General features: G+C 67.8%; 23 protein-coding genes. 5 read left to right on the top strand and 18 right to left on the bottom strand.

What is annotated here, in order from left to right; genetic code table 11:
- Positions 1–113: 113 nt before the first annotated feature.
- From FN976_RS01860 to FN976_RS01800, 13 genes are all read right to left on the bottom strand, one after another.
- Positions 114–428, bottom strand: a complete 315-nt coding sequence (locus FN976_RS01860; RefSeq protein ID WP_145890400.1) for a heavy-metal-associated domain-containing protein — start codon at positions 426–428, stop codon at positions 114–116.
- Positions 429–543: 115 nt separating this feature from the next.
- On the bottom strand, positions 544–915 hold the full coding sequence (locus FN976_RS01855; RefSeq protein ID WP_145890396.1) for a DUF305 domain-containing protein: 372 nt from the start codon (positions 913–915) through the stop codon (positions 544–546).
- Positions 916–1,048: 133 nt separating this feature from the next.
- Positions 1,049–3,439: a copper-transporting P-type ATPase gene (locus FN976_RS01850; RefSeq protein WP_145890393.1), complete on the bottom strand. Its 2,391-nt coding sequence runs from the start codon at positions 3,437–3,439 to the stop codon at positions 1,049–1,051.
- A 62-nt stretch (positions 3,440–3,501) separates the two neighbouring features.
- On the bottom strand, positions 3,502–3,693 hold the full coding sequence (locus FN976_RS01845) for a heavy-metal-associated domain-containing protein (RefSeq protein WP_145890391.1): 192 nt from the start codon (positions 3,691–3,693) through the stop codon (positions 3,502–3,504).
- Positions 3,694–3,758: 65 nt separating this feature from the next.
- Positions 3,759–4,280 carry a DUF305 domain-containing protein gene (locus FN976_RS01840; RefSeq protein WP_145890389.1) on the bottom strand — a complete coding sequence of 174 codons (522 nt, stop codon included), beginning with the start codon at positions 4,278–4,280 and terminating at the stop codon, positions 3,759–3,761.
- Between the two features lie 109 nt (positions 4,281–4,389).
- A complete protein-coding gene (locus tag FN976_RS01835; protein WP_145890386.1) occupies positions 4,390–4,725 on the bottom strand; it encodes a copper-binding protein in 336 nt (111 codons plus the stop codon).
- Positions 4,722–5,210, bottom strand: a complete 489-nt coding sequence (locus FN976_RS01830; RefSeq protein ID WP_145890384.1) for a DUF411 domain-containing protein — start codon at positions 5,208–5,210, stop codon at positions 4,722–4,724. The genes FN976_RS01835 and FN976_RS01830 overlap by 4 nt, the downstream gene beginning before the upstream one ends.
- Positions 5,207–5,719 (bottom strand): cupredoxin domain-containing protein, encoded by a 513-nt coding sequence (locus FN976_RS01825; RefSeq protein ID WP_145890382.1) that lies wholly within the window; start codon positions 5,717–5,719, stop codon positions 5,207–5,209. The genes FN976_RS01830 and FN976_RS01825 overlap by 4 nt, the downstream gene beginning before the upstream one ends.
- Positions 5,720–5,736: 17 nt before the next feature.
- The gene (locus FN976_RS01820) at positions 5,737–7,161 is read right to left on the bottom strand and encodes a multicopper oxidase family protein (protein ID WP_145890380.1); all 1,425 of its coding nucleotides are present in this window, start codon (positions 7,159–7,161) and stop codon (positions 5,737–5,739) included.
- Positions 7,162–7,180: 19 nt separating this feature from the next.
- Positions 7,181–8,605: a TolC family protein gene (locus FN976_RS01815; protein ID WP_145890378.1), complete on the bottom strand. Its 1,425-nt coding sequence runs from the start codon at positions 8,603–8,605 to the stop codon at positions 7,181–7,183.
- Complete coding sequence (locus tag FN976_RS01810; RefSeq protein WP_186510721.1) at positions 8,602–8,976, bottom strand: hypothetical protein; 375 nt, start codon at positions 8,974–8,976, stop codon at positions 8,602–8,604. Before FN976_RS01810 ends, FN976_RS01815 begins: the two co-directional genes overlap by 4 nt.
- Positions 8,977–9,087: 111 nt before the next feature.
- Positions 9,088–9,522: a hypothetical protein gene (locus FN976_RS01805; protein WP_145890376.1), complete on the bottom strand. Its 435-nt coding sequence runs from the start codon at positions 9,520–9,522 to the stop codon at positions 9,088–9,090.
- A 166-nt stretch (positions 9,523–9,688) separates the two neighbouring features.
- On the bottom strand, positions 9,689–10,306 hold the full coding sequence (locus tag FN976_RS01800; RefSeq protein WP_186510720.1) for a hypothetical protein: 618 nt from the start codon (positions 10,304–10,306) through the stop codon (positions 9,689–9,691).
- Between the two features lie 54 nt (positions 10,307–10,360).
- Between FN976_RS01800 and FN976_RS01795 the strand changes: the two genes are divergently transcribed.
- The 5 genes from FN976_RS01795 (at position 10,361) to FN976_RS01775 (ending at position 12,443) form a co-directional block, all read left to right on the top strand.
- Positions 10,361–10,714, top strand: coding sequence for a hypothetical protein (locus tag FN976_RS01795; protein ID WP_145890374.1), 354 nt, complete (start codon positions 10,361–10,363; stop codon positions 10,712–10,714).
- A gap of 74 nt (positions 10,715–10,788) precedes the next feature.
- Positions 10,789–11,073: a copper-binding protein gene (locus FN976_RS01790; protein WP_145890372.1), complete on the top strand. Its 285-nt coding sequence runs from the start codon at positions 10,789–10,791 to the stop codon at positions 11,071–11,073.
- Positions 11,070–11,714, top strand: a complete 645-nt coding sequence (locus tag FN976_RS01785; protein ID WP_145890370.1) for a hypothetical protein — start codon at positions 11,070–11,072, stop codon at positions 11,712–11,714. Before FN976_RS01790 ends, FN976_RS01785 begins: the two co-directional genes overlap by 4 nt.
- Before the next feature lie 10 nt (positions 11,715–11,724).
- Complete coding sequence (locus tag FN976_RS01780; RefSeq protein ID WP_145890368.1) at positions 11,725–12,054, top strand: heavy-metal-associated domain-containing protein; 330 nt, start codon at positions 11,725–11,727, stop codon at positions 12,052–12,054.
- Positions 12,051–12,443, top strand: a complete 393-nt coding sequence (locus FN976_RS01775; RefSeq protein WP_145890366.1) for a hypothetical protein — start codon at positions 12,051–12,053, stop codon at positions 12,441–12,443. Before FN976_RS01780 ends, FN976_RS01775 begins: the two co-directional genes overlap by 4 nt.
- A 60-nt stretch (positions 12,444–12,503) precedes the next feature.
- Here the strand turns inward: FN976_RS01775 and FN976_RS01770 are convergent, their stop codons facing one another.
- From FN976_RS01770 to FN976_RS01750, 5 genes are all read right to left on the bottom strand, one after another.
- Positions 12,504–13,121: a cation efflux transmembrane domain-containing protein gene (locus FN976_RS01770; protein ID WP_145890364.1), complete on the bottom strand. Its 618-nt coding sequence runs from the start codon at positions 13,119–13,121 to the stop codon at positions 12,504–12,506.
- A 59-nt stretch (positions 13,122–13,180) separates the two neighbouring features.
- On the bottom strand, positions 13,181–13,627 hold the full coding sequence (gene cadR, locus FN976_RS01765; RefSeq protein WP_145890362.1) for a Cd(II)/Pb(II)-responsive transcriptional regulator: 447 nt from the start codon (positions 13,625–13,627) through the stop codon (positions 13,181–13,183).
- 90 nt (positions 13,628–13,717) lie between these two features.
- On the bottom strand, positions 13,718–14,065 hold the full coding sequence (locus tag FN976_RS01760; protein ID WP_145890360.1) for a hypothetical protein: 348 nt from the start codon (positions 14,063–14,065) through the stop codon (positions 13,718–13,720).
- Positions 14,065–14,436 (bottom strand): hypothetical protein, encoded by a 372-nt coding sequence (locus tag FN976_RS01755; RefSeq protein WP_145890358.1) that lies wholly within the window; start codon positions 14,434–14,436, stop codon positions 14,065–14,067. The genes FN976_RS01760 and FN976_RS01755 overlap by 1 nt, the downstream gene beginning before the upstream one ends.
- Positions 14,437–14,471: 35 nt before the next feature.
- Positions 14,472–17,585: an efflux RND transporter permease subunit gene (locus FN976_RS01750; RefSeq protein WP_145890356.1), complete on the bottom strand. Its 3,114-nt coding sequence runs from the start codon at positions 17,583–17,585 to the stop codon at positions 14,472–14,474.
- Between the last annotated feature and the right edge of the window lie 3 nt (positions 17,586–17,588).

Genomic DNA, 17,588 nt, shown 5'->3' with positions numbered 1-17,588 from the left:
TTCGCCGCCTCCTCTGCGCGGTTGCATAGCTTTCGCGCGCCACGTTGCAAAGGAAGCCTGGGCGATGCCGAGCCATGAGCGCCCGGCGCGCTCATGGCCCACAAACCTCCGCGTCAGCCGCAGCAGGAGCTTCGGCCCGCCAGGGCCGCTTGCGCGCCGCTCGTGGACGCTGCCTTCCGCGCCCCGCCGCAGCATCCGCCGGAAGCGGGCGCGGGGCGAGGCGCCGAGGCGGTCAACTTCGCAGGGGCGTAGCCAGCCTCCTGGATGGCTTTGGCGAGCTCGCTTTCCGTCGCGGCGCTTTGCACCGACAGAAGCTTCTGCCCGATGCTGACTTCGAGGCGGGCGTGCTCGTCGACTTTCGCCACGGCGCGCGCGATCGCGCTCGCGCAGCTTCCGCAGGTCATGTCGGGGATGTGGAATGTGATCATGGAAGGCGCCTTTCTGGGTTGATGAAGAAAGTATCAACCTTGCCATCGTGGCAAGGTCAAGCGATTTCTTTGTCAGCCCTGTTAGCGCGCATTCGCGCCCTCCTAGCGGACCTGTCTACTTGGCCGGCGCGTGTCCGGCGTGGCCCTTGCCCTTCGCGTCGCCCCCGTGGCCGTTCTTGGCCAGGAACTGATCGAACTGGGCGATCTCCTTCTTCTGGTCGGCGATGATCTTGCGCGCCATCTGCTTCATCTTCGCGTCCTTGCCATGGTCGATCTGCCACTGGGCCATCTCCACGGCGCCCATGTGGTGCTCGCGCATGGCCATCGCGAAGTCGACGTCGGGCTTGCCCGTCATCGACATGGACATCATCTTTTCGTGCCCCTTCATCATCATGGCCTTCATATCCTTGTCCGCCGCGTGGGCGACAGGAGCGAGGAAGGCCAGGAAGATGGCGGCGGCGGGAAAGGCTTTGACGAACGATTTCATAGTTGACTCCTTGGTTGAACTCGACATGGGACGCCCGTTGGGGTCGGCCGTTTGGTGATCTTGGCCCGCGCGGGGTTCGCGGTATGCAGGAGCGGAGCGACGATCGCGGCGGGGCGAGCGGCGCACCGTGGACTTAGGAGCGCCACCGCTTCAGCCGCAAGGCGTTTCCGACTACGGAGACGGAGCTCAGGCTCATCGCCAGCGCCGCGGGCATCGGAGACAGCAGCCAGCCTGTCCACGGGTAGAGAACGCCGGCCGCCAGGGGGATTCCCAGCGCGTTGTAGAGGAAGGCGAACATCAGGTTCTGTCGCATGTTGCGCACGGAGGCCTCCGAGAGGTCGCGCGCGTCGGCGATGCCTCGAAGGTCCCCCTTCACGAGGGTCACCTGCGCGCTTTCCATGGCCACGTCGGTCCCGGCTCCCATGGCGATGCCGACGTCCGCGCCGGCGAGCGCCGGAGCGTCGTTGATGCCGTCGCCCGCCATCGCGACCACCAGCCCCTGCGATTTGAATTTGCGGGCGAGCTCGAGCTTGTCGGCCGGCGTGACCTCGCCATGCACCTCGTCGATGCCGAGCGTCCGCGCGACCGACTTCGCGGTGGCCGAGCCGTCGCCGGTGGCCATGACCAGGCGCACGCCCTGCGCCCGAAGCCGCGCGATCGCCTCCGCCGTCGTCGCCTTGACCGGATCCGCCACGGCCAGCAGTCCCGCGAAGCGCCCGTCCACCGCCAGGTGCATGACGCTGGCTCCGCTCTCGCGCAGCTCCCGGCCTGGCTCGGACAAGGCGGCGACGTCGACGCCCAGCTTCTCCATCAAGGCGCTGTTGCCCAGCGCGAGGCTCTTCCCCTCCACCGTTCCGGTGACGCCAATGCCGGTGCTCGAATCGAACGAGTCGGCTTTGGTCAGCGCCAGGCCCTTGGCCTTGGCCGCTTCGACGATGCTGTGGGCGAGCGGGTGCTCGCTGCCTTGGTCGAGGCTCGCGGCCAGGCGCAGGACTTCGTCCTCGGTGAATCCCGGCGCCGCGACCGCCTTCTGGAAGGCGGGCTTGCCTTCGGTGAGCGTGCCGGTCTTGTCGACGATCAACACGTCCACCTTGCGCATGTTCTCGATGGCGGAGGCGTCCCTGAACAAAACTCCGCGCTTGGCGCCCTCCCCGGTGGCCACCATGACCGACATCGGAGTCGCGAGTCCCAGCGCGCACGGGCAGGCGATGATCAGCACCGCCACGGCGTTGATCAGGCCGTAGACCCAGGAGGGCTCCGGACCCCAGAGGCCCCAGGCGAAGAAGGTCGCCAGCGCCGCGATCACCACCCCCACGACGAAGTAGCCGGCGACGACGTCGGCCATGCGCTGCATCGGAGCTTTGGACCGCTGCGCCTGCGCGACCATTTGCACGATCTGCGAGAGCACCGTCGCCGACCCGACCTTCTCGGCGCGCATCGTCAAGGCTCCCGATGTGTTGATGGTCGCGCCGATCAGCTTGTCGCCTGGCCCCTTGGACACGGGCATCGGCTCGCCGGTGACCATCGACTCGTTCACCAAGCTCTTGCCCTCCACGACTGACCCGTCGACCGGGACCTTCTCGCCCGGGCGCACCCGCAGCAGATCGCCCTCGTGGACGTGCGAGATCGGCACGTCGGCCTCCGAGCCGTCGGGCTCCACGCGCCTGGCGGTCTTGGGGGCGAGCCCCAGGAGCGCCCTGATTGCTGCGCCCGCGCCCGAGCGCGCGCGCAGCTCCAAGACTTGGCCGAGAAGCGTGAGCGAGATGATGGCGGAGGCGGCTTCGAAGTAGACGGCCACCCGGCCCATGGAGACGAACGTCTCCGGGAAGAGTCCCGGCGCGACGGTGGCCACCACCGAGTAGAGGAAGGCCGCGCCGGTGCCCAGCGCGATCAACGTCCACATGTTCGGGCTTTTGTTGACGACCGACTCCCAGCCGCGCTTGAAGAAGGGCGCCCCCGCCCAGAGCACCAGCGGCGCGCCCAGCGCGAGCTCGACCCACGTCTGCGTCCGCGAGTCCATGAGCTCCATCGAGTGGCCGAACATCGCGAGCATTACGCCTACGACTGTCAGCGGCAGGGTCCACCAGAAGCGCCGCTCGAAGTCGGCGAGCTCGGGATCCTTGCCTTCGCCCAAGGTCGGCATCTCGGGCTCCAAGGCCATGCCGCAGATGGGGCAGTGGCCGGGCGCGTCGCGACGGATCTCCGGGTGCATCGGGCAGACGTATGCGGCGCCGCTCGGCGCATCCATAGCCGCAGGCTTCGCGGCGGACGCTGCGTGGCCGGCATGGACCCCAGGATCGGGAGCGTGTTTCCCGTGGGCATGATGATCATGGCCACCGTGCGCCGCGGGCGTCTGCGTCCCCTCGAGCTGCAACGCCATGCCGCAGATCGGACAGCGCCCGGGCTCGTCCCGGCGCACTTCGGGGTGCATGGGGCAGACGTATGCAGCCCCGCCATGGACCATGGCCCCATGCGCCGACGGCGCCGGGCCGCTTGGCGTGTGAGCCGAATGTTTTTGGTCCATGGCGAAATCTCCTCAAATGGATTGATGTTGCGCGCGGCGATCGCCGAGCCGGTTGACCCAGGTCACGCCGGTTTGAACCAAGCGGCCGCCAGGGCGGCGTCGAATCTCTCGCGCCCGGACTCCGACTCGATCATCACCTTCTTCTCGCGCAGATCGAACTCGACCTTCGCGGCGGGATCGACGGCGGAGATGGCGCGGGCCACCGATTTGGCGCACCCGCCGCAATTCATGTTGGGGACATTGAGCTCGTGCATGTGGACCTCCTTGTTTGCTTCATCGACAGTCTGGACCTTGACACCATGGTAAGGTCAAGAGGAAATCACTTCGGAGCGCGTAGGCGCGCGGCGATGGCCTCCATCTGGCTGATCTCTGCCCGCTGCGCCTTCACGATCTCGCCGCAGAGCTTCACGAGCTCAGGGTCGGCCAAACGCGCCTCGCGGCACATGAGAATGGCTCCCGAGTGGTGGGGGATCATCGAGTCCACGAACTGCTTGTCGTCCACCAGCGCCTGGGCCCGCGTGGCCCACAGGGAGCCCACGAAGAGGACGGCGAGGGCGGCGTAGAGCGCGAGGTTGAGCGGCTTGTTCCCATACATGGAGCCCATCGTCGCGAGCATGATCATCCCCATGGGCGCGAGCATCGTCAGCGCCATGTAGAGCATGTTCACGTTGTTCCGGAAGTCGCCGCGCCCGTCGATCATGGTGAACATGGCGAGATACATCGGGATGAGGCTGAGCGCCAGGTTGAGCGCGAACATCCAATACGCGCGGGCGGACGAGCCGCCGTGTTCGATCGCGTGCTTTGCGCCTTGGTGAGGTTGGGCGCGGGCGTCGTGTTTCATGCGGATCTCCTTGATGCTGGAAGCGGCCACTGTGGGCCTTGCCCCTGTGGCAAGGTCAAGGCGCGCGACGGGGAAAGCCCCGCCGCGCGCCTCTCATCCACACGCGCGCTTATTGGGCCGCGGCTTGGATCTCGGTGATCGTGAACTTGCCGTCCTCGCTCGCTGCCCGGAAGCGCACCTTGTCGCCCTGCTTGACCTTGTCGAGCATCGCAGCGTCCTTGACGCCGAAGACCATCGTCATCGGAGGCATGTCGAGGTTCTTGATCTCGCCGTGCTTCACGGTGATCTTCCCGACCGACTTGTCGATCTTGCGGATCTCGCCTTCGGTGAGCTCGGCGGCGGCGGGAGCCGACGCGTGCGCGGGAGCCGCTTGCTGCGCGAACGCAGTGGCGGAGAGGCCAGCGGAGAGAGCGGCGGCCAGGAGGAGTTGCTTGACGTGCTTCATGATTTCTTCCCTTCGTAACGTTGATAAACCTTGCTTGTTCCGTCCTTCGCGAGCAGGAGCACGTCGAAGGAATCCTTGCGGCCGCCGTAGACCGCGCCGTCCATGCCGGGCGAGCCCACGGGCATGCCCGGGACTGCCAGGCCGACGGCCGCCGGCTTCTCGGCGAGAAGCCGCTTGACCTCGCGCGCCGGCACGTGGCCTTCGAGCGCGTAGCCGCCCACGACCGCCGTGTGGCAAGAGCCGTGCTTCTTGTCGATGCCCAGGCGCGCGCGCGCCGCGCTGTTGCCGGTGTCGTTCACCTTCACCTTGAAGCCGCTGGCTTCCATGTGCGACACCCAGTCCTTGCAGCAGCCGCACTCGGGGTCCTTCCAGACCTCGACGGCGGTCGGCCCCGCCGGCGCGGCGGCCACGGTAAAACCCGGCGCGCATGCGAGCATCAGCGCCGCGCAGACGGCGCGCCTGCGCGAGATCGCGACTGTCGTCATTTCGCTCCTCCCGCGGCGGCGACCTTGATCTTTCCGACCATGCCCGCCTGGTAGTGGCCGGCGATCAGGCACGCGAAGTCGAACTCGCCGGGCCGGTTGAAGTTCCAGAGTAGCGAGCCTTGCTTGCCCGCGGCGACGTGCGCCATGTAGGGCTCGTCGTGCTCCATGCCCGGAAACTTGACCATCAGGGCCGCGTGCTCGTCGAGCGTCTTCTTGTCTCCGATGACCATCTCGTGCAGGACCTTGCCCTTGTTGCGCACGACGAACTTCACCGTCTCGCCTTGCTTGACCTCGATCACCGAGGGCGTGAAGCGCATGTCGTCGCTCATGGCGATCTCGATCGTCCGCTTGGCGTCCTTGGCGTCCCCGGCGATGCCCCAGGGCTTCTGCTCCTTCTTCGCCGGAGCCGAAGCCTTCTTGGCGTCGTGCTTCTCGTGGGCGAAGGCGGATCCGCCGGCGAGGGCGAGCGCGGCGGCGGTGGCGATCGCGGCGAAAGTTGATTTGTTCATGTTCATGTCTCCTTGGGTTAGTGGCCGCTGTGGCCCGAAGCTGGTTTGCGGACGCGGACCTCCACGTCCTTTGCCGCGGGCGTCCTGGCCGCGGTGGTCGGCGCGCTCTGCCCCGCCGGCGCGCTCGCGCGAGCCGGCTCCGGCAGCTGGCCCGTGAACTCGTAGGCCACCGTGCCCGAGGGGTGCTTGAACCAGCCCGGGTCGGAGTAGTCGCCGCGCTTCTGCTCGCGGCGCACTTTCACCGTCGTGAACATGCCGCCCATCTCGAGGCCGCCGAAGGGGCCCTCGCCGGCCATCATCTTTTGGGTGTTGTAGGGTATGGGCATCTCCATCTCGCCCATGTCCGCCATGCCGCGCTCGCCCATCACCATGTAGTCGGGGACCAAGCCCGCGATCTTCTTGGCCACGCCGCGGTGGTCGACGCCGATCATGGTCGGCACGTCGTGCCCCATCGCGCCCATGGTGTGGTGCGACTTGTGGCAGTGGAACGCCCAGTCGCCCTCCTCGTCGGCCAGGAACTCGATCTGGCGCATCTGCCCCACCCCGATGTCGGTGGTGACCTCATGCCAGCGCGTGCTCTTGGGCGTGGGCCCGCCGTCGGTGCCGGTGATGAGGAACTCGTGCCCGTGCAGGTGGATCGGGTGATTCGTCATCGACAGGTTGCCGAAGCGGATGCGCACCTTGTCGCCGTGCTTCACGTTCATCGACGAGATCCCCGGAAACACCCGGCTGTTGAACGTCCAGATGTTGAAGTCCGTCATCGTCATGATCTTGGGCGTGAAGGCCCCCGGATCGATGTCGTAGGCGTTGAGCAGGAACACGAAGTCGCGGTCGACCTCGTCGATCAGCGGATGCTTGCCCTTCGGATGCGTGATCCAGAAGCCCATCATCCCCATGGCCATCTGCACCATCTCGTCGGCGTGCGGGTGATACATGAACGTCCCCGGCCTGCGCGCCACGAACTCGTAGACGAACGTCTTGCCGGACGGAATCGACGGCTGGGTCAGGCCGGACACTCCGTCCATGCCGTTGGGCAGGCGCTGGCCGTGCCAATGGATGCTGGTGTGCTCCGGCAGCTTGTTGGTCACGAAGATGCGCACGCGGTCGCCCTCGACCACTTCGAGGGTGGGCCCCGGGGATTGCCCGTTGTAGCCCCACAGGTGGGCCTTGAAGCCGGGAGTCATCTCGCGCACCACGGGCTCGGCCACAAGGTGGAACTCCTTCACCCCGTTGTTCATGCGCCAAGGCGCCGTCCACCCGTTCAAGGTGACCACGGGGTTGTAGGGCCGCCCGGTATTCGGGATCAGCGGCGCGGCGGTGTCGGGCTTGGTCTGGATCACCGGCTCGGGCAGAGCGGCCATGGCCACCTTGCTCACCGAGGCGGCGCTCACCGCTCCGGCGATGGCGCCGAAGCCCGTGAGAAATCGTCTTCTGTCGGTCATGTTTGTCCTCGATTCGTGTTCAGTGGCCGGCTTCCGCGGCGGGAGCGGATCCCGCGGAGGAGGCCGAGGCGGCGCCGCCCGCTTGGGGCTTGCCGATCAAGGTGGACGAGAGGGACGCGTCCGCGAGCCAGAAGTCGCGCTGCGCCTCGATGGCGGAGATCACGCCGCCGACTTGCTCGCGCGCGTCGGCTAGCAGCTCGAAGACGCCGATCATCATTCCGTTGTAGCGAAGCACGTTCTCCTCGGAGATCGTCTTGCGCAGGGGCACCATCTCCTCGCGCTGGTGGCGCGCCTGGTCGAACGCCGTGCGGTAGGCCGCGTAGCTCTCGCGCGCCTGGGACCCGGCGCCGCGCGCCACCGCCTCGTAGCGGTTGACGGCCGCGAGCGAGCGCGCGTCCAAAGCGGCACGCCGCGTAGACCCCCAGTCGAACAATGGCAACCGGATTTCGAGCTCGAAGCCGCGCGTCGTGGACTTCTCGCCGTTGCCTTCGAAGCGCGTGTCGCGCCGGGCTCCCAGCTCCACGTCAGTCAGGCTCGTGAGCAGGTCGACGCCGCGCCCGCGGCTCGCCGCTTCGAGCTCCAAGCGCGCGAGGCGCGCGTCGAGCCGCTGCGAGGCCAAGGCCTTGGAGACTTCCTCTGGGGCCTTTGCGGTCTTGGGCAGGTCCGGGAGCCGATTGGGCAGCTTCAACGCCTTGGCCTGCTCGTCGGTCAGTCCCAGTTGGCGGACCAGCTCCTCGCGGGTCGAGAGCGCCTGCTGCCTGGCCGCGGCCAGGCGCGAGGTCGCGTCCGCGTAGAACAGGTGCTGGCGGGCCGCTTGCAGCTTGGTGAAGTTGCCCACGCTCTGCATGCGCCGCGCGAGCTCGGCGCTCGCTTCGGCGGCGTCCTTCACCTGGACGGCGTAGACCTCGACCTCGCGGGCGGCGACCGCCCGCACCCAAGCCTGCTTGGCGTTCGACACTTGGTCCACCACCGCCCCCGCCATCCTCACGCGCGCGTGCTCGGACTCGATGCGCGAGACCGAGCGCCGCTGCGGGAGCGTGATCAGGTCGAAGAGCCCGATGGAAAGGAGTCGCCCGAGCTCGAGGTCCGCGCCTTCGCGCAGCCTCTCGAACGAGAAGACGAGGCCGCCCGGAAGCCCGCGCTGCTGGGCGGCGGCGATCTCGCCCCAGCTCTGCGCGAGCGCGGCTTGGAACGCCGGGCTGTTGGCCACGGCGAGCTGAGCCGCGCCGTCCATGGTCAAGGGCTTGGCGAGCAGGTCGCCCGCGAGCTTCGAGGCCGCCTCGCGCTGCGACGCGTCGCGCTGGAGCTCCGCCTTGGCGCCGCCCGAGACTGGGCCGGCGAGCTCGTTGGCCTCGCCCATCGCAGCTTGCATGTTGGGCGCGGCGCAGCCGGCAAGGATGAGGGCTGCAGCGGCCGCCGCCGCCAGCTTGAATGTTCTTTTCATCGGGCGTGCCCATGGTGAGGATTGGCGGGAGCCGCGGGAGCCGTGGGTGTTGCGGCCGGACGCGGCGTCGGAGCCGGGGTGGCGGGCGCCGACGCGGGGGCCGAGCGCTGCGCGGCGCCTCCTGGCTGCGGCGCGCCCTGGATCTCCCGGGCATAGGCGCGCCAGCCGCCGATCTCGCGGACGGTCTCGTTGGCTTTGCGCCAGTTCCCGACCTCGTCGGCGGCGAACGGGCGATAGCCCTCGAATGCGGAGTTGTAGCCGCCCTGAGGCTGCGCGGGTGCCGACGCAGGCGCGCCGGTCTGGGCGACGGCCGCCAAGCTCGCCGCGGCCGCGATCGCGCCTAGGGCGATGGTTCTGATTTCTTTTGACATGGGTCCTCGCGTGATTTCGTTTCGCATGCGCCCGGCCGCGGGTCGCCGCGATCGGAGTCGGAACGGAAATGCGGCGGCCGGGCCCGGACTAGCCGGGCCGACGGCGGCCGCTTAGGCGCGAGGAGGCTTGTCGGGGGTGGGCGCGTGGCGCGTGAACACGCGCGCGGCGTCTTGGAGCGGCGGGGACATGGGCGCGGCCCCGTCCAGGCTCACGGTGGGCGTCTCGGACAACGCCACGAGGTTGCAGCACGAGGCGCAGATCGGGCACGCGTGGCCGTCGTCGACCATGCCCGAGCCGGTCTGTGCCGTGTCGCCTTGCGCTTGGCTCAGCTTCGAGTCTGGCTGAGCGCCGTCGTCGCCAGCGTGCGCGTGAGAAGCTTGGTCGTGAGCCTCGCCGTGGCCGTGCGCCGCGTGGTCATGGCCCGAGGGCTGCGACGCCGTCGAATGCGCCGCCTGGTCGCAGAAAAGCATCGACGCGGCCGCGATCCCTTGCAGGGGAAGCGCGGCTATGACGAGCCATGCGATGACGAGGCGGAGAATTGACATTACTTTCGCATCCTAGCGCAATGCGGCCCCTGCGCAACGGCGCGGCGGCCGATGCCCACATACCGATGGCTGTTGTGAATTCCTTTCATGCTGAACGCCATCTTGAACCTTGCCCCTATGGCAAGGTCTAGCGTCCGCGAAAAGATTTCTACGGCGGCCGTCTTGCTCAGCCATGGAGGTGGGCGGACGGCCCATGGTTGCCCAGGAGCAGCATGGCCCCCAGCGCGACGGCGAGCGCCGCCCCCACCACCCACGCCGCCTTGACCCAGGCGGGTGGCACCACGCGTTCGCGCCCGAGCTTGCGCGCGCCGTATTTGGTGAGCCCCACGGGCTTGTAGACGGCCAGCAGCGTCGCTGCGACCAAGATCGCCAGCCCGCCCGCCGCGTGCAGCGCCAGGGACGTCCGCAGGCCCTCCATGCCGGGGCCGGACGCCGCCGAGCTTTGGGCAAGCGCGCTGATGGGTCCGAGCTTCACGAGCAGGACGGCGGTCGCCACGGCCGTGAGGGCCAGCTTGAAGACGACCCAGTGGTGTCGCAGGATGCCCCAGACGGAGAGTAGCGACTGGGCCACTCCCGTGGCGAAGGAGGCGACGGCCAAAGGCAGGATCACCACCCAAGCTGTGACTCCCATCGCGAGGCCCAGCGCTGCGGCCGTGCGGGGGTCGTCGCTCCACAGCCCCGCCAGGGCGTGCGCGAGGAAGACCGCCAAGGCGCCGGCCCAGCCGACAGACGCGAGCACATGAACGCTCAGCAGCAGATTTCGAGCCGGGGCGGCGACGGGCATGGGTGGCTCCTGGCAGCGGGTTGAACTTCAGGCGTCGCTGGGTATCATCAGTCTATGCGGACGCTCGTCTTGATCCTGATGATCGCTCTTCTGCCCATGCGGATGTGGGCGGCCGAAGGCATGGCCGTCCGCATGGCCGCGGATCAAACGGCGAGCGCCGCTGGCGTGACAGCCATGGAGTCGATGCCCGAGGACTGCCCCATGATGGCCAAGGCCAAGGCGGGCTCCGAGGACGGCGCGCCGCAAGCCGCCACCCACTGCATGGCCTGCCATCTCTGCGCCGCCTCCGCCTGCCTGCCCGAACTCGCCTTCGAGCAAGGCCCCGCCCCGACCGGCCCTCCGGTGGCAAGCGGGCTTTCTTTCGCCAGCGCCGAGCTCGCGCGCGACCTGCGACCTCCCATCTCCTGATCTCCCCGTCTTCGACCCCGCGGTGACGCGGGAGCGTTTTCGCGCGCGGCAACTCGCGCAATCAGGAGATCGACATGAGACATTTGTTTTTCGCCGCCGCCCTGGCGTTGGGCTTCGCGGCGCACGCCGGGCCGCCCGAATGGGTCGCGGCCAAGGTGGTGAAGGTGGAGCCGGAGCGCTCGCGCGTGACGCTCGACCACGAGCGCGTCAAGAGCATCGACATGGAGGCCATGGTGATGCCGTTCAAGGTCGCGAAGGCGGTCGACTTGAAGCCGTTCAAGGCGGGCGACAAAGTCCGCTTCCGCCTGGCGAACAAGGATGACCACCTGGTCGTCGAGGCCATGGAGAAGGCGCGATGAGGGCCCTTCGCATCGTTCCCCTGGCCGTCGCGGCGCTCCTGGGAGCTCAGGCGCACGCGGCGCCCATGGGCTTCAAGGAGAGCTGGATGGCGATGGGCGACCTGTCGCCGAACTGGCGCGAGGGCTTCGCCAACTACGCCTTCACGCCCCGCGACGCGATCGGTCCGTCGCTGCTCTACATGCGCAGCGACGACAAGACGAAGTCGCGCGAGCTGGCCGAAGTCGCCTACACCAGGCTGCTCAAACGCTGGAACATGCCGCACGCGCAGGCCAACGTCTGGTTCGTCGGCGGTCTCGGCGCCGTGCGCGGCAACGACTTCTCGGGGACGAGGACCATGGCCTCGCCGGGCATCCAGGTCGACTACGAGACGACGCGCGTCTACGCGATGGGTTTCGCCAGGCTCTACCGGGCCGAGGGGATCAATCACGACTACGCCGCGGCGCGCCTGGGCTTCTCGTTCTATGAGGTCGACTACGACGAGGTCCAGCCCTGGTTCGTGGTGGAGGCGCGCCGCATGCGCGGGCTCTCCGACATGACCGAGATCACGCCGATGCTTCGGCTGATCCACAACCGCTACTTCGTGGAGGCTGGAGTTAACAACTCCAAGCAGCTTCGCTTCAACTTTATGTATACCTTCTAAGGAGATTCACATGCGCAACATCATCGTTTCGCTGGCCATCGCAATGGCCGCGCTCCCCGCCTCCGCCGCCAACAGCGTGAAGGCCACCGTCAACGGCATGGTCTGCGCGTTCTGCGCGCAAGGCATCGAGAAATCAATCGCGAAGATGGACGCCACCAAGGCGGTGTTCGTCGATTTGAAGAGCAAGGTCGTCCTGGTGGAGGCCAAGGACGGCAAGACCCTCGACGAGAAGGCGATCGGCGCGGCCATCGTCGACGCCGGCTATGACGTCGTCAAGATGGAGCCCTCCACAACTTCCGTCGACGAGATGAAGGCGGCCTCGAAGAGCGCCAAGAAGTGACGGACGACGGAGTCGCTCAAACGCGCGGCAGCCTGTGGAGCTCGGTGGCGACGCTGTTCGCCACGTCGAGCACCCTAGTCTGCTGCGCGATCCCGGCGATGCTCGTCGCGCTGGGCGCGGGCGCAGCGCTGTCGTCGCTCGTCTCGGTGTTCCCCCAAGTGGTCTGGCTCTCCGAGCATAAGGAGGCGCTATTCGCGATCTCCGGCGCGGCGCTGGCCCTCTCGGGTTGGATCCAGTGGAGGAACAGGACCGCGCCGTGCCCTGTCGACCCGCGTCTTCGCGACGCGTGCCTGCGCACGCGCAAAGCTTCGGCGCGCGTCTACGTCGTGAGCCTCGGGTTTTACCTGGTCGGAGGGTGGTTCGCCTTCGTCCAGCCGCTGCTAGGCTGATCGCGCCCATCTTGGCAAAGGCCCGCGCAAGCGGGCCTTTCTCGTTCGGCGGGGAGTCGATCAGTGGGCGCGCGCCTCGCGCAGCTCGCCCCTTGCCTGCCGCAACACCGTCCACGCGCCGGAGATCGCGAGCACGGCCATGAGGGCGGCCACTCCAAGGTCCGGCCAAGCCGAGCCGGTGCCAAAGACGCCCAGGGCGGCCAGGATGACGGCGACGTTGCCCACCGCGTCGTTGCGCGAACAAATCCATACGGAACGCGCGTTGGAGTCCCCGTTGCGGTGGCGATAGAGCAGCAGCGCGACGCCCACGTTCGCGATCAGAGCCAGAACGCCGACGGCGCCCATCAACATCGGCTCGGGCACGGCTCCGGTGGAGGCCGACCAAGCCGCCCGGGCGAGCACGAACAGGCCGAAGGCTCCCATGCAGGCGGCTTTCAGGATCGAGGCCTTGGAGCGGACCGTCGCCGCCATTCCTAGCACCGCGAGCGAGACGGCGTAGTTGGCCGCGTCGCCGAAGAAGTCGATGGAGTCGGCCAGGAGGGACACCGAGCCCGATCCAAACGACGCGCCAAGCTCCACCAAGAACATGGCGGCGTTGACGATCAAGGCGATCCAGAGCGCTTTTCGAAAGCGCGGATCGACGGCGGGGTTGGCGGGGGCGCAGCAGTGGGCGGACATACAGTTCTCCTAAACTGCCTCCATTGAAAACCCTCTAGCCGCTACAGAGTCAAGCGCCATCAGTGGCGGCCGGGGGATCCGGGCACGTGGGCCTTCCGCGCGGGCCGAGCGCCCGACTTTCCCTTGTTGTCCAGCGCGCCCAGGATCCCGCAGGTGGCGCCGTGCGCGTCGCACTGCGCGCGCAGGTCTTTGAGCTCGGATTGCAGGCGCTTCAACTCTCGAATCCTCTCGGCGACGTGGTCGATGTGCTCGTCGAGGAGCTCGTTGACGGCCACGCAGTTGGCGGCCGGATCGTCCTTGAAGCGAAGCAGCGCCTGGATCTCCTCGAGCGTCATGTCGAGAGAGCGGCAGTGGCGGATGAAGCTCAGACGCGATACGTGCGACGCGTCGTAGCGCCGGTAGTTCGACTCCGTGCGCGCGGGCTCCGCGAGCAGGCCCTCGCGCTCGTAGTAGCGGATCGTCTCCGCCTGCGTCCCGGTGGCCTTGGCCAAGTCTCCGATCTTCATTGCTCAACCTTGTAGAAGCTACAGGCTATTAAAGCGCTCCGCGACGGCCGCGTCCATCGCTGCCCGGGCCAGCCGAGTCTTCGCTTCTCGTCATCGAGCGCGAGCGATCGGCGGCTCGCAGCCGCGCCAGTTGGTGAGCACGGACGCTCCGACCGTCGGCTCCTTGCCCGCCTCGACCGGCGCGACGTGGTGCCGGTGCCGCCCCATGTGTTGAACGCCGACGACGGCGAAGCGACCGGAGGCGTCGCGTCCGGCTCCGCCCTCTCGGTATCGGCAGTCGTAGGACTGCCGGTAGCCGAGCTCCCCCGCGGACGCCTTCTCGACCTTGCCTTCGCGCCAGCCTTCGCTCCACGCGCGGCCGCCTTCGAACACAGGCGTGGACGCGCAGCCGACGAGCGCCGCGAGGGCGGCCAAGGCCGCGACGAGGCGTCCGAGCATCACTTCACCTCGAAGCGCGCGGTGAAGGCGGGCTTGCCCGCGAGGGTGACCAGCGCGATGCCCTTGGTGCCCTTGGCCACCTTGAAGGACCCCTTGGCTTCGAGCTTGTCGCCCGCCGGCGCGAGCTCGGCTTCAGTCTTCTGGTTTCCGTTGAGCAACGTCAACTTGCCCTTGGCGCCATCGAGCTTGGCCGGCTTGCCGTGGTCGTAGACGTAGACCTGGATCAGCTCCGGCTTGGCGACGACTTCCACGTCGGCGGCCTTGCCTTCGACGAAGATGCCGCCGTGCTTGGGCGTGTGGTCGTCGGGGCCGGCGAAGGCGAACCCGGAGAACGCGAGAAGGACGGAGAGGGCGAGAGTCTTGGCTTTCATGATGCTTCCTATGGTGGGTGGGTTGGCGGTGGAAATCAGTAGGCCTCGGTCCCGGATTGGGCGGCGAGCCGCTCGATGGGCCCGCGTCCGAAGAGCTTGACCATCGCGGGAGTGAGGAAGGAGTCCAGCAGCGTGGAGGTGATGAGCCCCGAGAAGATCACCACCGCGACCGGATGCAGGATCTCGGCGCCAGGCTGGTCGGCCTCGAACAGCAATGGAGCCAGCGCGAGCGCGGCGACCAGCGCCGTCATCAGCACGGGAGTGAGCCGCTCGAGGGAGCCGCGCGCGAGCATCTTGTCGCCGAAGGCTTCGCCCTCGAACGCGCATAGGTTCACGTAGTGCGAGACCTTCATGATGCCGTTGCGGATCGCGATGCCGGCGAGCGTGATGAAGCCGACGAGCGCGGCGACCGACAGGGGCTGGCCCGAGATCCACAGGCCCACGACCGCGCCGACGAGCGCGAGCGGGATGTTGGCCATGATGATCGCCGCCAGCGCTCCCGATTTGTAGCGGGAGTAAAGGATCGCGTAGATCAGCGCGAGGGAGCCCAGCGACAGCAGGCCGATGAGACGGCTGGCCTCCTCCTGCGCCTGGAACTGCCCGCCGATTGTGACGAAGTAGCCCTCGGGGAGCTTGGCCTCGCCCGTCGCTTGTCGGATGTCGGCGACCACGTCCGAGAGCGCGCGCCCTTGCGCGTTGGCAGAAATCACGATCCGCCGCCTGCCATCGTCGCGGCTGATCTGGTTGGGGCCGTCCGACTCCTCCACGACCGCCAGCTGCGAGAGCGGCACGCGTCCGCCGGGCGTGTCGATCATGATGGAGCGCAACCCCTCGGTCCCGCGCGCCGACTCGGGCAGGCGCAGCACCAGGTTGAAGCGGCGGTTGCCCTCCACCACTTGGGCGACCTTCTCGCCGTCGATCATCATTTGCAGCTCGCGCAGCAGCTTCGAGGGCGCGATGCCGTAGCCCAGCGCCTTGTCGTAGTCGACCCGGACCTTGATCTGGGGCGTGAGCACCTGCTTTTCGACTTGCAGGTCCGCCACGCCCTCGATCTTCGAGAGGCGCGCGCGCAGGGTCTCCGCTTGGGCTCGCAGCGCGTCGAGGTCGTCGCCGAACACCTTGATGGCGATCTGCGTGCGCACGCCCGAGAGCATGTGGTCGATGCGGTGGCTGATCGGCTGCCCCACCTCGATCGACGCCGGCAGCGACGAGACCTTGGAGCGCAGGTCCGCGTAGACCTCGTCGACAGAGCGATCGCTACGTTTGAGCGCGACGTCGAGCTCGGAGACGTGCACGCCCTCTGCGTGCTCGTCGAGCTCGGCCCGCCCCGACCTGCGGCCCACGCTGCGCACCTCTGGCACCTCGCGCAGACTGCGCTCGGCCACCGCGCCCAATCGCGACGTCTCCGACAGCGTCGTGCCCGGGTTGAGCCGCAGGCCCACCAGCGCGACGCCCTCGTTGAACGGAGGCAGGAATGTCGTCGGGAAGAGCGGCACCGCGGCGATCGCCAGGAGCACCGCCACTCCCGCGGCCGCGAGCCACGGCTTGGGACGCGAGAGCACCCGAGACAGCGCGCGTTCATACCTGGCCTTCACCCACGCCTGCGCCTTCGTGTCGCCGTGCCCAAGGCCCTTCATCTTCGGCAGCAGGTAGTAGCACATGATCGGCGTCACCGTGAGCGACACCACCATGCTGGCCAGCAGCGACACGATGTAGGCCACGCCGAGCGGCTGCATGAGGCGGCCTTCCACTCCGGGGAGGAAGAAGAGCGGCAGCAGCACCAGCGCGATGATGGCGGTGGCGTAGACGATGGCCGAGCGCACCTCCAACGTCGCGCGGGCGATCAGGGCGAGCGGGTTCATGCGCCGCTCCTCCGGCTGGTCTTGGTTCAGCTTCAATCGGCGCAGCACGTTCTCCACTCCCACCACCGCGTCGTCCACGAGCTCGCCGATGGCGATCGTGAGCCCGCCCAACGTCATCGTGTTGATCGAGAAGCCGAAGTATTTGAAGACGAGAGCGGCGATGAGCACCGACAGCGGAATGGCCGTGAGCGCGATCACCGTCGTGCGGGCGTTCATCAAGAACAGGTAGAGCACCACGGCCACCACAGCCGCCGCGGCGAGAAGCTTGCCTTGCAGCGTGCCCACCGACGTCTCGATGAAGGTGGCTTGGCGCATCGTCACGATGGGAGCGCCCATGCCGGGAGGCAGGCTCTTCTTGAATCCGTCGAGCGCCGCCTCGACTTGTTCCGTGAGCTTCACGGTGTCGGCCGATGGCTGCTTCTGGATGCCAACGATGACCGCGGGGCCCCCGTTGTAGCCCGCGTCGCCGCGCTTTATCGCGGGAGCGAACGCGACGTTGGCCACCTGCGAGAGAGCGATCGGCTGGCCGTTGCCGAACGCCACCGGCAGCCGCTGCAAGTCCTCGATGCGGGTCGTGCGCCCGATGTTGCGGATCAGGTATTCGCGGGCGTTGAGCTCCAAGAACCCGCCGCTGGTGTTGGCGGAGAACCCTTTGAGCGCGCCTTCGATCGCGTCGAGCGTCACGCCAAGCGCCGCCATCGAGGCGGTGTTGGGCTGCACCTGGTATTGGCGCACCTCGCCCCCGATCGGCACGACTTGGGCGACTCCTGGAATGGCGAGCAGTCGCGGGCGCAGCACGAAGTCCGCGTATTCGCGCACCGCCATCGGGCTGATCTTGGCGGGCTCGATCGGCAGCGCCACGAGCATGATTTCGCCCATGATGGAGCTGATGGGCCCCATCGCCACGTGCTCGACCCCTTGCGGGAGCTGCTCGCGCGCGGTGGCCAGGCGCTCGCCGACCATTTGCCTGGCGCGGTAGATGTCGGTCTTCCAGTCGAACGTGACGTAGACGAAGGCCAGGCCCACGCTCGAAATGGAGCGCACCGTCTCCACGCCCGGGATCCCGGCCATGGCCGTCTCCAACGGCACGGTGATCAGCTGCTCGACTTCCTCGGGGGCCATCCCCCCGGCTTCGGCCTGCACGGTGACGGTTGGCTTGTTGAGATCCGGAAAGACGTCCACCGGCATGCGGATGAGCGTGAAGGCGCCGTAGGCCATCAAGGCCAAGGCAGCCATGACCACCAGCAGACGGTTCGAGAGGGAGAAGTGGACTAGCTTGTCGAACATCCC

Source organism: Caenimonas sedimenti, assembly GCF_007833165.1.
GTDB lineage: Bacteria > Pseudomonadota > Gammaproteobacteria > Burkholderiales > Burkholderiaceae_C > Ramlibacter > Ramlibacter sedimenti.
Note: the sequence above shows the minus strand (reverse complement) of the source record. Positions and strands in the feature narration are given on the sequence as shown.